At 43.2% G+C, this 15,107-nt stretch carries 12 protein-coding genes; 6 read left to right on the top strand and 6 right to left on the bottom strand.

The annotated features are described in order from the left end of the window. The first annotated feature begins 57 nt into the window (after nucleotides 1-57). Entirely contained in the window at nucleotides 58-1,269 is a 1,212-nt protein-coding gene (gluP, locus tag ACGHVY_RS01605) for a glucose/galactose MFS transporter (RefSeq protein ID WP_308746867.1), read from the top strand. Nucleotides 1,270-1,413: 144 nt separating this feature from the next. Further along, nucleotides 1,414-3,714 carry a bifunctional dihydroorotate dehydrogenase B NAD binding subunit/NADPH-dependent glutamate synthase gene (locus tag ACGHVY_RS01600; RefSeq protein WP_390596677.1) on the top strand — a complete coding sequence of 767 codons (2,301 nt, stop codon included), beginning with the start codon at nucleotides 1,414-1,416 and terminating at the stop codon, nucleotides 3,712-3,714. A gap of 80 nt (nucleotides 3,715-3,794) precedes the next feature. Here the strand turns inward: ACGHVY_RS01600 and panD are convergent, their stop codons facing one another. Both panD and panC read right to left on the bottom strand, forming a co-directional pair. Continuing rightward, nucleotides 3,795-4,148 (bottom strand): aspartate 1-decarboxylase, encoded by a 354-nt coding sequence (gene panD, locus ACGHVY_RS01595; protein ID WP_004301789.1) that lies wholly within the window; start codon nucleotides 4,146-4,148, stop codon nucleotides 3,795-3,797. 18 nt (nucleotides 4,149-4,166) lie between these two features. After that, nucleotides 4,167-5,012 (bottom strand): pantoate--beta-alanine ligase, encoded by an 846-nt coding sequence (gene panC / locus ACGHVY_RS01590; protein ID WP_308746868.1) that lies wholly within the window; start codon nucleotides 5,010-5,012, stop codon nucleotides 4,167-4,169. A 142-nt stretch (nucleotides 5,013-5,154) separates the two neighbouring features. Here panC and ACGHVY_RS01585 point away from each other — a divergent pair, with 142 nt between their 5' ends. Together ACGHVY_RS01585 and ACGHVY_RS01580 are read left to right on the top strand one after the other, a co-directional pair. Then, complete coding sequence (locus ACGHVY_RS01585; RefSeq protein WP_390596674.1) at nucleotides 5,155-5,994, top strand: glycogen/starch synthase; 840 nt, start codon at nucleotides 5,155-5,157, stop codon at nucleotides 5,992-5,994. A 19-nt stretch (nucleotides 5,995-6,013) separates the two neighbouring features. Then, nucleotides 6,014-7,714 carry a DUF4270 domain-containing protein gene (locus ACGHVY_RS01580; protein ID WP_390596671.1) on the top strand — a complete coding sequence of 567 codons (1,701 nt, stop codon included), beginning with the start codon at nucleotides 6,014-6,016 and terminating at the stop codon, nucleotides 7,712-7,714. Nucleotides 7,715-8,014: 300 nt separating this feature from the next. Here ACGHVY_RS01580 and ACGHVY_RS01575 read toward each other — a convergent pair whose 3' ends face one another. From ACGHVY_RS01575 to ACGHVY_RS01565, 3 genes are read right to left on the bottom strand one after another with little or no spacing between them, the layout of a single operon-like run. Then, complete coding sequence (locus tag ACGHVY_RS01575) at nucleotides 8,015-9,460, bottom strand: glycoside hydrolase family 57 protein (protein ID WP_390596669.1); 1,446 nt, start codon at nucleotides 9,458-9,460, stop codon at nucleotides 8,015-8,017. 17 nt (nucleotides 9,461-9,477) lie between these two features. After that, entirely contained in the window at nucleotides 9,478-10,746 is a 1,269-nt protein-coding gene (locus tag ACGHVY_RS01570; RefSeq protein WP_308746871.1) for a glycosyltransferase, read from the bottom strand. 17 nt (nucleotides 10,747-10,763) lie between these two features. Beyond that, a complete protein-coding gene (locus ACGHVY_RS01565) occupies nucleotides 10,764-12,701 on the bottom strand; it encodes a glycogen debranching enzyme N-terminal domain-containing protein (protein WP_390596666.1) in 1,938 nt (645 codons plus the stop codon). A gap of 214 nt (nucleotides 12,702-12,915) precedes the next feature. Between ACGHVY_RS01565 and ACGHVY_RS01560 the strand changes: the two genes are divergently transcribed. Then, complete coding sequence (locus ACGHVY_RS01560; protein ID WP_308746873.1) at nucleotides 12,916-13,566, top strand: rhomboid family intramembrane serine protease; 651 nt, start codon at nucleotides 12,916-12,918, stop codon at nucleotides 13,564-13,566. A gap of 23 nt (nucleotides 13,567-13,589) precedes the next feature. Here ACGHVY_RS01560 and ACGHVY_RS01555 read toward each other — a convergent pair whose 3' ends face one another. Then, on the bottom strand, nucleotides 13,590-14,189 hold the full coding sequence (locus tag ACGHVY_RS01555; RefSeq protein ID WP_308746874.1) for a MarC family protein: 600 nt from the start codon (nucleotides 14,187-14,189) through the stop codon (nucleotides 13,590-13,592). Nucleotides 14,190-14,326: 137 nt separating this feature from the next. On the opposite strand from ACGHVY_RS01555, the gene ACGHVY_RS01550 reads away from it, so the two are divergent. Next, the gene (locus tag ACGHVY_RS01550) at nucleotides 14,327-14,992 is read left to right on the top strand and encodes a Crp/Fnr family transcriptional regulator (RefSeq protein WP_308746875.1); all 666 of its coding nucleotides are present in this window, start codon (nucleotides 14,327-14,329) and stop codon (nucleotides 14,990-14,992) included. Nucleotides 14,993-15,107: the final 115 nt, after the last annotated feature.

Here is a 15,107-nt window from a genome sequence, read left to right as displayed (position 1 = left end):
TAAGGAAGTTCTTCTTACAAGAGTTTTTTTACATAACCTTTTAACAGATTTACCCCCATGACAAAAAACACAAAGAGTTTTGCACTGCCTTTGACATTCATCGGCATCATGTTCTTCGCGATTGGTTTCGCATTAGGAATTAATTCACTATTGGTTCCCGTACTACAAAAATCACTGGGAATCTCGAACACGGCTTCTTACCTTATCATTGCTGCAACCTTTATTCCATTCCTGGTATTCGGCTATCCTGCCGGGCTCACCATCAAGGCGATTGGCTACAAACGTACCATGTCACTGTCTTTCTTTATTTTTGCTGTGGCATTTTACCTGTTCATCCTGTCGGCATCACAGGAAAGCTTCACCTTATTCCTGTTGGCATCTTTCATCAGCGGAGCCGCCAATGCATATCTGCAAGCATCCGTCAATCCTTATATTACGATACTGGGACCACTGGACAGTGCCGCAAAACGTATCAGTATAATGGGTATCTGCAACAAGCTGGCGTGGCCTATTCCTGCTATCTTCATTGTATGGCTGCTGGGCAAAGATGTCAGCCTGATTGGTATTGAAGATTTGAGCAAGCCGTTCATTATCATCATCTGCGCTTTTGTCGCCTTGGGTGTCATGGCATTCTTCGCACCGCTACCCGAAGTCAAAGCAGCCGGAGAAGATGAAAGCGAGGACGAAGCCGAAGCCTGCCCGTATGCTGCTAGTAAAACTTCCGTTTTTCAGTTCCCGCACTTGCTGTTGGGCTGTCTGGCACTGTTCCTTTATGTAGGTGTTGAAACAGTCTCACTCGGTACGCTGGTCGATTATGCCAAAGAACTCGGCTTGGAAGGCGCTGCCAACTACGCATGGATTGCTCCTATCGGTATTGTTATCGGCTATATCTGCGGTATCATCTTTATCCCGAAATACCTCAGCCAGGCAACAGCCTTGAAAATTTGCTCTATTCTGGCAATCATCGGTTCACTGCTGGTAGTACTCACTCCAAGCCACATTTCCATCTATTTCATTTCGTTTATGGCATTGGGATGCTCACTGATGTGGCCGGCACTGTGGCCGCTCGCCATGGCAGACCTCGGCAAATTCACGAAAGCAGGCTCGTCATTGCTTATCATGGCAATGTTCGGCGGAGCCGTTATCCCCACCCTTTACGGTTGGCTGAAAGACGTAGCCACTCCCCAACAGGCATACTGGCTGTGTCTCCCCTGCTTCCTGTTCATCCTATATTACGGAGTGGCCGGATACAAAATCAGAACGAAATAAAAAGAGAGATTCACTCATATATAGGAAGCCACTCATCAAAAGAGTGGCTTTTCTTTTTGTTTTTCGTAAATAAGCCGTATCTTTGCCGAAATTTATAACATTCTGCTAGCAGTTACGTAATAAAACCAACAAATTAATTAGATAATGAACAAAATCATTAGCAAAGAACGCTTTTCGGAGAAGGTGTTCAAATTTGAAATTGAAGCTCCTTTAATTGCTAAATCTCGTAAGGCCGGCCATTTCGTCATCGTACGTGTAGGCGAAAAAGGGGAACGTATGCCTTTGACTATTGCCGGTTCCGATGTAAAGAAAGGCACTATCACTTTGGTTATACAGGAAGTCGGACTGTCTTCCACCCGCCTTTGTGAACTGAACGAAGGCGACTACATTACCGACGTAGTAGGCCCGTTGGGACAAGCTACACATATTGAGAAGTTCGGAACAGTGGTTTGCGCCGGTGGCGGTGTAGGTGTGGCTCCGATGCTTCCTATCGTACAGGCTTTGAAAGCTGCCGGCAACCGTGTGATTACCGTATTGGCAGGACGCAACAAAGACCTTATTATCCTGGAAAAAGAAATGCGCGAAAGCTCCGATGAAGTAATCATCATGACAGACGACGGTTCTTACGGTCGCAAAGGTCTGGTGACGGAAGGCGTGGAAGAGGTTATCAAACGCGAAAAAGTTGATAAATGCTTCGCTATCGGCCCTGCTATCATGATGAAATTCGTTTGTCTGCTGACTAAAAAATATGAGATTCCGACTGATGTTTCGTTAAACACCATCATGGTGGACGGAACAGGAATGTGCGGCGCCTGCCGCATCACCGTAGGCGGAAAAACAAGATTCGTTTGCGTGGACGGCCCCGAATTTGACGGTCATCAGGTGGATTTTGACGAAATGCTGAAACGTATGGGGGCGTTCAAGAAAATCGAGCGCGAAGAAATGCACAAGTTGCAGCCTGAATGTGAGGCGACCAAAGAAATCGACGAAAAGAGCCGCAATGCTGCATGGAGACAAGAATTGCGTAAATCAATGAAACCGAAAGAACGTACAGCCATTCCCCGTGTCGAAATGAACGAACTCGATGCAGAATACCGTTCACATAGCCGCAAAGAGGAAGTAAACCAGGGGTTGACTGCAGAGCAGGCGGTCACAGAAGCCAAACGCTGCCTCGACTGTGCCAATCCGGGATGTACGGAAGGCTGTCCGGTAGGTATCGACATTCCCCGCTTCATCAAGAACATCGAACGCGGAGAATTCCTCGAAGCTGCCAAGACACTGAAAGAGACGAGTGCGCTTCCGGCTGTCTGCGGTCGTGTTTGTCCGCAGGAAAAACAGTGCGAATCCAAATGTATTCATCTGAAAATGAATGAAAAGCCGGTGGCTATCGGTTATCTTGAACGCTTCGCGGCTGATTATGAACGTGAAAGCGGACAGATTTCTGTTCCCGTCATCGCAGATAAAAACGGTATAAAAATAGCTGTTATCGGTTCGGGCCCTGCCGGACTGGCATTTGCCGGAGATATGGCGAAATATGGATATGACGTAACCGTATTCGAAGCATTGCACGAAATCGGCGGTGTATTGAAATATGGTATCCCCGAATTTCGTCTGCCTAACAAGATTGTAGATGTAGAAATTGAAAACCTCGCCAAGATGGGGGTTAACTTTGTCAAAGACTGCATCGTAGGAAAGACGATCAGCGTAGAAGACCTAAAAGAGGAAGGCTACAAAGGCATATTCGTGGCTTCCGGTGCCGGTCTGCCCAACTTTATGAATATCCCTGGAGAAAATTCCATCAATATCATGTCGTCCAACGAATACCTTACGCGTGTCAATCTGATGGATGCTGCCAGTGAAGACTCTGATACCCCGGTAACTTTCGGTAAGAATGTTGCGGTGATTGGCGGCGGTAATACCGCTATGGACTCCGTCCGTACGGCAAAACGTCTGGGAGCTGAACGCGCCATGATTATCTACCGCCGTTCGGAAGAAGAAATGCCCGCACGTATCGAAGAGGTAAAGCATGCCAAGGAAGAGGGAGTAGAATTCCTGACACTGCATAATCCGCTCGAATATATCGCTGATGAGCAGGGTTGCGTAAAACAGGTTATCCTGCAAAAGATGGAATTGGGCGAACCGGACGATTCCGGACGTCGTAGCCCTGTAGCTATTCCTGGTGCAACAGAAACGATCGATATTGATTTGGCTATCGTAAGTGTCGGCGTATCGCCCAACCCGATTGTGCCGAGCTCAATCAAAGGACTGGAATTGGGACGCAAAGGGACGATTGCTGTCAACGACAATATGGAATCTTCCATCCCTATGATTTATGCGGGTGGCGACATTGTTCGCGGTGGAGCCACGGTCATTCTTGCAATGGGAGACGGCCGCAAGGCTGCCGCCGCCATGAATGAACAGATAAAAGCAAGCATTGGGAAATAACCATAAACGAGATAAGAAAAGCCCCGTCTACACTGAGCAGACGGGGCTTTTCTTTTTATTAAAATATCAGAGATACTTTCTTACTTCACTACTTTGTTCGTCGCAGGATCCGGAAAAATAACAGCCGGTTTGAACGACTTGGCTTCCTCAAAATCCATCAATGCGTAGGACATGATAATGACAATATCATCCGGTTGCACCTTGCGTGCAGCGGCACCATTCAGGCAAATCTTACCCGAGCCGCGTTCACCTTTGATAATGTAGGTTTCAAAGCGTTCGCCGTTGTTATTGTCAGCGATATACACTTTTTCTCCCGGAATCATGTTCGCAGCATCCAGCAGGTCCTCGTCAATCGTGATACTACCCATGTAGTTCAAGTTGGCCTCTGTAACTCGTGCGCAATGAATTTTCGACTTCAACACTTCAATCATCATAAGGTTTCGTCTTTTTAGTTATTCTTTATATTTAATGTTATCAATCAGTCGGACTTCACCGCAGAATACCGTGATGCATCCCACTGCATAGGAAGTATCTTCCCAATCATTTATCTTCTGCAATGTATTTCCGTCTACGATTTCAAAATACTCCAACCGCAAGCCCGGAGCAGCTTCAATCGCATCCTCAACCATCTTCTGCGTTTCACTCACCGTATGAGTGGCTGCAAAGTTACGACTTTTAAATAAGGTCTGAGAAATATTTAAAGCATTTTCACGTTCTTGTGCAGATAAACGCTTGTTACGGCTGCTCAATGCCAGTCCGTCTTCTTCACGCACAATCGGACAGCCTACTATTTCGAGCTTATATTGCAATTGGCGTACCATCTCACGAATAATTGCTAATTGCTGGAAATCTTTCTCGCCGAAATAAGCCTTGTCCGGCTGCACAGCGTCAAACAACTTGCTGACAATCTGACAAACACCGTTGAAATGCCCTGGACGGAACGCACCTTCCATCACTGTATCCAACGGAGCATAGCTGAATTGACGGGTGTCCGGCTCCGGATACATCTCGCTCACGGAAGGAGCAAACACAAATGCAGCGCCACATTCTTCCAACAGACGGCAGTCTGCATCCAATGTACGCGGATATTTCTCCAAGTCGTTTTTATCGTTAAACTGTGTGGGATTTACAAAAACACTCACAACAGTTACACCATTCTCACTTACGCTGCGCTTTACCAGAGATGCATGTCCCGCGTGTAAAGCACCCATTGTAGGAACCAGTCCTACCGTTTTACCTTGGGCTCTCAGGGCAGTCAAATTTGCCTGTAAGTCCTTGATAGTGTGCACTATTTTCATTTTCGTCAATTGGTTTATGTTTTACTCGTTTGCAAAAACTCTGCAAAATAAACTAATATTTGCCACATAAAGAAAGAATATCTTATTTAATGTGTCTTTTTTTTCGTATCTTTGCAGAATATTATAGAGAACTATTGTTATTATGACAAAGGCGAATAAAGTTTTATTTATTACTCAAGAGATTACACCTTACGTTTCAGAATCCGAAATGGCCAATATAGGTAGGAACCTTCCACAGGCGATACAAGAAAAAGGCCGTGAAATCAGAACTTTCATGCCCAAATGGGGAAACATCAACGAGCGCAGGAACCAACTGCATGAAGTGATTCGCCTCTCCGGTATGAACCTGATTATCGACGATACTGATCACCCACTGATTATAAAAGTCGCTTCCATCCAATCCGCACGCATGCAGGTATATTTCATCGACAACGATGATTATTTCCAGAACCGTATGCAGACAGCGGACGAAAATGGCGTGGAATATGATGATAACGACAGCCGCGCTATCTTCTATGCACGAGGTGTACTGGAAACAGTGAAGAAACTTCGCTGGTGTCCGGATGTAATCCATTGCCATGGCTGGATGACGGCTCTGGCTCCTCTTTATATTAAGAAAGCCTACAAAGACGAGCCTTCTTTCCGTGATGCCAAGGTTGTTTTCTCTGTTTATGAGGACGACTTCAAGAATACACTTAGCGACGACTTCGCCACAAAGCTGATGCTGAAGGGTATTTCAAAGAAAGACTTGGGGGATTTGAAAGAACCGGTAGATTACGCTGCTCTTTGCAAACTTGCTGTTGACTACTCCGACGGAGTAATACAGAATAGTGAAAAGGTAGATGAGTCTATCATCGAATACGCCCGCCAATCAGGCAAATTGGTACTTGATTACCAGGCTCCGGAAAACTATGCAGACGCTTGCAACGAGTTTTACGACCAGGTATGGGATGCCACTTCCAGCAACAACGAAGAAGAATAAAAATCAAGATACGACGATCATGAAAGCAAAATACGCCTTAATAGCTTTACTGGCAATCACGTTTTTCGGTTGTGATGATAACACAGCAGGATTAGGACTGGGAATGTTTCCGGGAAGTGACCAAGATATTAATGGAAAACTGACGACATTCCCTGTTACAACGGAATCTATTCATGCAGGTCAGATTTATGCAATGAGTAACATCGGCTATGTAGGAAAGTTTACTGATGACCTGTTTGGTACTTACCAGGCGGGATTTTTGGCTGAACTGAATTGTTCCAAAGGGATGACGTTCCCCGGAGTATATAATTATGAAAAGAATACATCTCTCGACAACAAAAACAAACCTACACAGACGATGGTAGGCGAAGGTGGAGACCCTATAGATAAAGAAGGACTTGAGTTTGTGTACAATAACGGTGAACTTATAGGCAATATCCACACAATTGAACTTTATTTGTGGTACGATAGCTATTTCGGAGACTCACTAACAGCTTCCCGCTTAAGTGTTTACAAATTAGGAAAAGAGCTTAGTGAGGACGATGCGTATTATACGGACATTAACCCTGAAGAATTTTATAATCCTCTAGAAAAACCGTTAGGAACCAAAGCTTATACAGCTGTTGATCTATCTATTAAAGACTCTATTCGGAATCTTAGCACATATGTTCCTAGCGTGCATGTTACTTTTGAAGATAAGGCTGCTAAAGAAATAGGTAAAAAAATAATAGAAGAAGCCTATAAAGCAGGAGCAAACTTTGATAGAAAGACACTTAAAGAGGCTATTAAAGGACTCTATGTAAAGAGTGACTATGGTGACGGCACAGTACTTTATATAGACCAAATCCAAATGAATGTAGTATATAAATGTTATGCAGTAGACACGATTACAGGTTCTATATTACAAAGGAAAGTAATACATGATGGAGAAAGCAAAGACTCCACTTATTATGGGTATCGTATGTTTACTTCTACTCGTGAAGTAATTCAGGCAAATAGTTTGAATAATGAAAAAGATGCTATTCAGGCATGTATTGACAATCCTGATTGGACTTATATAAAAAGTCCTGCAGGAATATTTACTCAAGTAACCCTGCCTATTGGTAAAATAAACAGCCAACTTGATGGCGACATTTTGAATGCCGTTAAATTAGGTATTCCTATCTACAATGAAACAAATAACAAGAAATTTGGTATGTCTGTTCCTAGGAGCGTTTTGCTAATACGTAAAAACGATAAAGATGATTTCTTTAAGAATAATAAGTTGAGTGACGGTATAACCTCCTCTTTATTTGATAATTCATCTTCAACATCTAGCTTTACACAATATACATTTAATAATATCACACAAATGATAAATAAATGTTTAGCAGATAGCACAGCTGCGCAGAAAGAAATAGACGATAAAGGTTTTATAATGGTTTCAATACCTGATCCGGATGATCCGAAAGGTCCTAAAATAGAGCAAAAAGTTGAGGAGATTGGAATTTGGAAAGAATTAACTGAATGGGATAAATTTGTACTTATTCCGGTACTTGTTACCAAAGATTCTTCTTCAAGCAATAACTACTACGGTAACGGCTCTAGTCAGATTATAAGTATACAACATGACTTGAAACCGAGCTATGCACGCCTGAAAGGTGGAACTAACCCCGCTAATGTATTGCAACTTGAAGTTGTATCTACAAGTTTTAAAAAGCCACAGTCTCAATCAAAATAAGAAATCATAGAAAACATCTATAAAATAATAACGCGGATTACTTGATGTAATCTGCGTTACTATTTTATAGATATAGCCCCCAAAAAAGATAACATTTACTATCATCTTACTTTGTCATCCTGAGTTTGCCGAAAAGCTGCTCTCAGATTTAATAAAAAAGAGATTTTTCATACGTTCTGAATGACAAATTTATATGGCTTACATATTTCCTGGACATTCTCAATATAACAATAAAAAAATCGTGAGCTCAATTTCCATCAAGCTCACGGTTTTTAATCTATCAACAACAAAGCATTAGACCTATTCTTCCTTCTTTGCAGCAACTTTCTTAGTCCTGCCCGCCGGTTTCTTTAGTTCAGCAACTGGTTTAATTGCAGCTTTCTTAGTAGCAGCTTTAGCCACCGGATCTTTAGTAGCAGCAGTCTGCTTCTTTACCGTAGCCTTTTTAGCGGCTTCCTTTGCAACTTTCGCCTGCAACCTCTCAACCTCTTTCTCCAACTCAGTGATTTCGTCACCTTGATTCTTAATCGTAGTCAACAAAGAGTTAAGTTCTTCACTGTCAACATCTGAAGGATACAATGAGTCTACCCGTTTGATAAAGTCAGCTAAAATATTCATGTAGTTAGTGAAAGCATCGTAAGGAGAGTCATAGATACCACGATTCAACCACATACCGTTATTCTTTGTAGTCATGAAACGGAAATTATTGCTGGCCTGCAAATAGTCCCAGTCCTGCTTGATACGACGATCGTCACTCAAATGAACACGCTCTGCTACACTATACAATTTATTAAAAGCTTCACGTTGCATAACATTACCCAGCCAGCAGCTAGTATCCCTTTCTTCGTCCACCCATGACATCGGATAAGCAACATCAAGCTGGGAAACAGATTTCAACTTCGTCACGATTTCAGTTGGCGTAGAGAAAGTAATACCTTTCGCTTTCGCACATTCCGGCAACGCTTTCAAGAATTCGAGGATATTGGAAGATAACGGCTGAGCCATACCCAGCGCACTCAACTCCATAAAGATATTGATAACCTGTTCCTCCTGTGGCAATGCATCAATCCAATTGATATATTTGTCTGCAAACAAAGGATATTCCGCCCAATCCGAATTAGAAAAACGCAAACTTATATCATCCGACAGTTTGAAATCTCTCAATAGAAGTTTGAGGCTCGGAGCCTGATTACAGTGGTATACATAATGCGGGCTCTTCCATCCCAACACATGCTTGGCACCTTCAGTCAACATTCCCTTGAAACCCATAGAAGCCACCAAGCCGCCAATCTCATCCGAATAAATCAAACTGGAATTACGGAACACTTTCGGTTCCTTTCCAAACATCTGTTTCATCTTATCACGCTGACGAAGCACTTCTTCACGGAAGCAATCTTCATTGGCAAGTGAAGACAAGCCATGTGAATAAGGTTCACAAAGGAACTCACAACAATCAGTATCATTCAATTGATGTAATAAGTCAATCACTGCCGGAGCATGGATCTCGAGTTGTTCCAAAGCTACTCCCGAAATGGACAGCGCAACCTTAAAAGCACCGCCCGAATTCTTCGCCATCTCAATCAATGTGCTGAGAGCAGGAATATATGAACGTTCGGCCACTTCATTCATGCCCGTTTCATTCGCATAATCATCGTAATAATAATGATCATTACCGATATCAAAGAAACGGTAGCGTTTCAAATGTATAATTTGATGTATCTCAAAATAAAGACAGATAGTTCTCATTTTTGTATATTGTTTCGTTATTTACCATAGTTTCTTAACACATCCTCGTAAAGAGCACGGATTCTTAAACCTACTTTTTCCCAAGTAATTCCGTCAACCTCTTTCTTTCCTTCTTCCTGGAGATATTGGAAAAGAGATGGATTCGTACAGATGGAATAGATAGCATCCGCCATAGCATGAATATCCCAGTAGTCGGTCTTAATCACCTTGTCGAGAATTTCACCACAGCCCGATTGCTTGGAAATGATGGAAGGCGTTCCACATTGCATAGCTTCCAAAGGAGCGATACCGAAAGGCTCGGAGACAGAAGGCATGACAAATACGTCACTATTCTTATAAACCTCATATACTTGTTTACCTTTCATAAAGCCCGGGAAGTGGAAACGGTCGGCAATGCCGCGTTCTGCCGCCAGATTAATCATGGCATTCAGCATATCACCCGAACCCGCCATTACGAAACGGATATTACGGGTGCGTTTCAATACAAGCGCGGCAGCTTCCACAAAGTACTCCGGCCCTTTCTGCATGGTAATACGTCCGAGGAAAGTAACCACCTTCTCTTTAGAATGATCGGGACGCGGAATATCCAAAAGCTCTTGTGACAACGGATAAACGGCATTGTGCATGGCAAATACCTTTCTCGGATCCTGATGATACTCGTTAATAACCGTTCGGCGGGTCAGCTCGGACACGCACATGATACAGTCGGCATGATCCATGCCGTTCTTCTCTATCGAATAAACAGTAGGATTGACTTTGCCGCGGGAACGGTCAAAATCCGTAGCATGCACATGGATACAAAGCGGCTTGCCGCTTACCATCTTGGCATGTACACCGGCAGGATAAGTCAGCCAGTCATGTGCATGAATAATGTCAAATTCCTGCTGACGAGCAACTACTCCGGCTATTATGGAGAAATTATTGATTTCTTCATGCAAGTTTCCGGGGTAACCGCCGGCAAACTCCATACATCCCAAATCATTGACATGCATATAAGAAAAATCAGCATAGATATGATCACGGAAAGAGTAATACTCTTCCGGTGACATATGCGCCTGCAAGCGGGATTTCAGGTAGTCGTAATTAACGTCACGCCATACGACAGGCACCTGATTCATACCGATTATTTTCAAGAACTGTTCTTCTTCGCCACAGGGTTTAGGCATACAGAAGATTGTTTCCATATCACCCTGCAAGCTCAATCCCTTAGTTATTCCGTAAGAAGCAACTGCAAGACCACCATATATTTTTGGGGGGAATTCCCATCCAAACATTAAAACTTTCATCTTCGTTCCTCCTTTTTTTAATAATACTTAGACAGCAGCTTCAAAACACGCAGGATTTCTGCCACATTCATCGCAAATGATACAGCGCCACGTCCCCTGAAAGGCGGATTTCCATCAAACAATTCCGCAATGGAACCAACGCAATGGATTGTCATTTCATCATCATAGCTAATCAGTTGACGTTCCACAAATGACAGACCGCTCATCTTATAAATCCGAAGATAAGCTTCCAAATAGAATCCCATCAGCCAAGGCCAAGCCGTTCCCTGATGATATGCATAGTCACGCTGTATCTGCGGTCCGACATAATTCGGATTATATCCCCCACTCTTCGGGCTCAAGGAACGTATTCCCTTAGGAGTCAGCAATTCCTTGGTCACAATATCGAGCACTTGTTTCTTTTGCGCCCGGTCTAGCGGAGAGTAATCAAATGCCACGGTAAATATCATATTGGGACGTACACTCCAATCCATCATATTGCCATCCACATAATCAAGCAGATACCCGTATTCATTGCGGAATACATCGACAAATGACTTTCCTGTCACTTCTGCCTGCGCATCGAGTTCATCTGCCAGATATACATCACCACCCTCACGCGACAAATCCGCCACAAAGCGCAATGCATTATACCACAAGGCGTTAAACTCAACAATATATCCCGTACGTGGAATCACCGGATGTCCGTTCACTGTAGAGTTCATCCATGTAATCGCTTTTTCCGTGCCATTGGCATAAAGCAATCCGTTCTCATGCAGGAAGAGATTATCATGTTTCCGCTGGCGGATAAACTCCATAATATCTTTCAGGAGTTTTCCATATTTCTGGCGGCATTGTTCGCGCGAAGTCTCTTTAGCATATTGCTGCAAAGCCCAGACCGCCCAAAGCAGGACATCAGGATGCTCCATTTCATAAATCTTGTATCCGACAGGCTCTTCGTTGATAAAGTTACGAACCGCCTTTTCCGCCGTTTTCATTACATCCTCAAATTCATCAACTTCATCCAAGGCAAGTGTCAGTCCCGGCAACGCAATGAACATATCACGCGCACGGCATTTGAACCAGGGATAACCGGCAAGGATATAATGTTCTCCTTCCTGCTGGTTATGGAATTGGTGGGCTGAATTTTTCAGACAGTGGTAGAAGCTGTCGCGTGGCGTACGGTCAGCCACTTCCGCTTCAAAGGTCTGCTTCAGTCTGCGAGGGGATGTTTCCGAAATTCCGGCAGAGAACACGATACTCTCGCCTTTCTTGATATCCACCTCGAAATAACCGGGAACATAAAGGTCTTCATTGAAGTCATATCCGCGTTCCTGTTCTTTCGGGTATTCAATACCACGATACCAGTCGGGCTGAAAGTGGAACTCACACTTCTTGTTCAACTGCATGTAAAGTTCCGGATAACCGGGATACATACACGTCTTTATACCGTTTTCCACAAGTTGATACTCGCGGCTTGCCTGTGCGTTTTCGTGAGTGTACTCGCGTACGCTTCTGAAAGCGAGGAACGGGCGGAAACGCAACGTCGTTGCCGAGTGCGCATCGAGCAAAGTATAACGAATCAGGATTCTGTTTTCATGATGTACAAAAATTTTTTCTTTGCGGAGAACCACACCTCCAACACGGTAAGTCGTCGCCGGGATATGCTCACAATCAAACTCGCGGATATACTTGTGTCCGTTGGGACTAAAGTTGTTTCCTTGATATTTATGCAATCCCAGGTTAAACTCTGCACCGTGTTGAATTACCGTTTCATCAAGAGAAGATAGCAGCACATGATTTTCATCGTCGAGATTGGGAACAGGAATCACCAACAGGCCGTGATATTTGCGTGTGTTACAATCAACAATCGTTGTACAATGATAAGCTCCTGCCTTGTTCGTCCGGAGTATTTCTCTCTGAAGAGATTCTTCCAGATTCGTCATGAGGGTCTTGTCAAATCGTAAATAACTCATAGTTGTGCATTATTTAAAGGTTAATTATTGGCTATTATTATTGTATATATATCTATGTTACACCGCATATATATCGGCTGTAACAGTATATACAACAGGTATAACGCCCAAATGTACAAATTATAGATAAAAACAAAAATAAAAAGCCTTTTTATTTTCAGATTTTGTGCAAATATTCGTAGTATTGCGTAAAATATCTAAAGAAAAGAATGTCATGAAGCAAGATATTCAGCGTATCATGGTGGCTGCCGCAAAGCCCTTGTTCTTAATTTTCATATTATACATACTCAAGTTGCTCGAAGTCGGGATGGACTGGGACTTCTCCCATCTGGGGGTATACCCTATGGAAAAGCGTGGTTTGACCGGTATTTTAACTCATCCGCTGATACACAGCGGATTCAGTCATCTACTGGCAAACACACTCCCTTTATTTTTTCTTTCCTGGTGTCTTTTTTACTTTTACCGGGGAATAGCCGGCAGAATTTTTGTGCTTATCTGGCTCGGCGCGGGACTGCTCACCTTTATAATAGGTAAACCGGGATGGCATATCGGTGCCAGCGGACTTATCTACGGACTGGCTTTCTTTCTCTTTTTCAGCGGTATTCTCCGCAAATATGTCCCGCTTATTGCCATTTCACTGCTTGTCACCTTTTTATATGGCGGGATTATCTGGCATATGTTTCCCTACTTCTCTCCCGCCAATATGTCGTGGGAAGGGCATCTCAGCGGTGGAATCATGGGAGTGCTCTGCGCATTTGCCTTCGTAAATCACGGGCCTCAACGACCGGAACCTTTTGCAGATGAAGAGGAGGAGGAAGAAGCCAGCGAAGCAGCAACAACTCCGGAAGAAGGCGAAAACACATAAAACAGGTATACAGCAACTTCCTGTCAGGACTTATGCAACGCCTCAATCAGCAAGGTTATATTTGCAGTAAACAGCCTTACTGAAATAGCCAGCAGAATGATGCCGAAGAATTTACGGATAAGGTAAATACCGCCTTTTCCGAGAAAACGCTCCACACGTCCGGTCATACTTACCACGAAGTAAACCCAAATCATATTCAACACCAAGGCTATGATAATATTAATACTGGCATATTCCGCCCGCAGGGAAAGTAATGTAGTGAAAGCCCCGGCACCTGCCAGCAAAGGAAAGACAAGCGGCACCAAAGTGGCTTCTTTGATAGGACCCTGATTCTTGAAAATCTCAATATCCAGAATCATTTCCAAAGACATGAGGAAAATAACAAATGCACCTGCAACGGCAAACGATTCAATATCTACATGGAAGAGTTTCAGCATCATATCTCCCGCATAGAAAAATCCTATCAACAAGACAAAAGAGATGACAGTAGCTTTCATTGCATTCACATCTTTCCCTTTTTCCTTCAGATTAATGATAATAGGTATAGAACCGATAATATCTATTACCGCAAAAAGTACGATAAACGCACTGATCATCTGTTGCCAATTGAAGCCTGCAAACATAATTTCCTCCTTTTTTTCTGCAAATATACTCTATTTTTATGCATTCAAACAATAAAAAAAACAAAAAGAGAGGTCATATGTTGACAGCAGTGTTGTATTATGAGTAAATTTGTACGATTAACAAGAGATTACGACGTATGGAAACGATGTTCGACACTTTACTCCAATTGCCTTTATTCCAAGGTCTTTGCCATGAAGATTTCACCAGCATACTGGATAAGGTAAAGTTACACTTTATCAAGCATAAAGCGGGAGAAACTATCATTGAAAGTGGCAGTCCTTGTACACAGCTCCGTTTTCTGCTGAAAGGCGAAGTTTCAATCGTCACAAATTCCAAAGAAAACATTTATACTGTCATTGAGCGAATGGAAGCGCCCTATCTGATAGAGCCGCAGTCGTTATTCGGAATGAATACCAATTATAATTCTTCTTATATAGCGCATACGGAAGCCCACACCGTGAGCATCAGCAAAGCGTTTGTACTCAGCGACCTGTTTAACTACGAAATCTTCCGGCTCAACTACATGAATATTGTGAGCAATCGGGCACAGAACCTTTATTCACGTTTATGGGAAGAGTCCACACTGGATTTGAAAAGCAAAATCATCCGTTTTTTTCTGCTGCATTGCGAAAAGCCTCAAGGAGAAAAGATATTCAAAATTAAGATGGACGACCTTGCCCGCTATTTGGACGACACCCGGTTGAATACTTCCAAAGCGCTTAATGAATTGCAAGACAACGGTTTGGTTGAATTGCGACGGAAAGAGGTTCTTATTCCGGATGCACAACGGCTGCTAATCTAATAAGTTTAGAATAATATCCAGATGCTTCACAAGTGCTGACACATATAATACAACAAGCAAGTCATATCATAAGAAAAGCCTCAACGGGAAATCCCATTGAGGCTTTTCTTATGAT

It is taken from the genome of Bacteroides sp. f07 (assembly GCF_042854785.1).
Lineage (GTDB): Bacteria > Bacteroidota > Bacteroidia > Bacteroidales > Bacteroidaceae > Bacteroides.
The sequence above is the reverse complement of the archived record's forward strand: the minus strand, read 5'-3'. Positions and strand labels throughout refer to the sequence as shown.

What these genes read in the sequence shown, in the direction of transcription:
- ACGHVY_RS01565 (WP_390596666.1), bottom strand. Translation starts at nt 12,701, where the DNA reads ATGAGTTATTTACGATTTGACAAGACCCTCATGACGAATCTGGAAGAA.
- ACGHVY_RS01560 (WP_308746873.1), top strand. Translation starts at nt 12,916, where the DNA reads ATGAAGCAAGATATTCAGCGTATCATGGTGGCTGCCGCAAAGCCCTTG.
- ACGHVY_RS01575 (WP_390596669.1), bottom strand. Translation starts at nt 9,460, where the DNA reads ATGAGAACTATCTGTCTTTATTTTGAGATACATCAAATTATACATTTG.
- ACGHVY_RS01580 (WP_390596671.1), top strand. Translation starts at nt 6,014, where the DNA reads ATGAAAGCAAAATACGCCTTAATAGCTTTACTGGCAATCACGTTTTTC.
- ACGHVY_RS01570 (WP_308746871.1), bottom strand. Translation starts at nt 10,746, where the DNA reads ATGAAAGTTTTAATGTTTGGATGGGAATTCCCCCCAAAAATATATGGT.
- ACGHVY_RS01585 (WP_390596674.1), top strand. Translation starts at nt 5,155, where the DNA reads ATGACAAAGGCGAATAAAGTTTTATTTATTACTCAAGAGATTACACCT.
- ACGHVY_RS01550 (WP_308746875.1), top strand. Translation starts at nt 14,327, where the DNA reads ATGGAAACGATGTTCGACACTTTACTCCAATTGCCTTTATTCCAAGGT.
- panC (WP_308746868.1), bottom strand. Translation starts at nt 5,012, where the DNA reads ATGAAAATAGTGCACACTATCAAGGACTTACAGGCAAATTTGACTGCC.
- panD (WP_004301789.1), bottom strand. Translation starts at nt 4,148, where the DNA reads ATGATGATTGAAGTGTTGAAGTCGAAAATTCATTGCGCACGAGTTACA.
- ACGHVY_RS01600 (WP_390596677.1), top strand. Translation starts at nt 1,414, where the DNA reads ATGAACAAAATCATTAGCAAAGAACGCTTTTCGGAGAAGGTGTTCAAA.
- ACGHVY_RS01555 (WP_308746874.1), bottom strand. Translation starts at nt 14,189, where the DNA reads ATGTTTGCAGGCTTCAATTGGCAACAGATGATCAGTGCGTTTATCGTA.
- gluP (WP_308746867.1), top strand. Translation starts at nt 58, where the DNA reads ATGACAAAAAACACAAAGAGTTTTGCACTGCCTTTGACATTCATCGGC.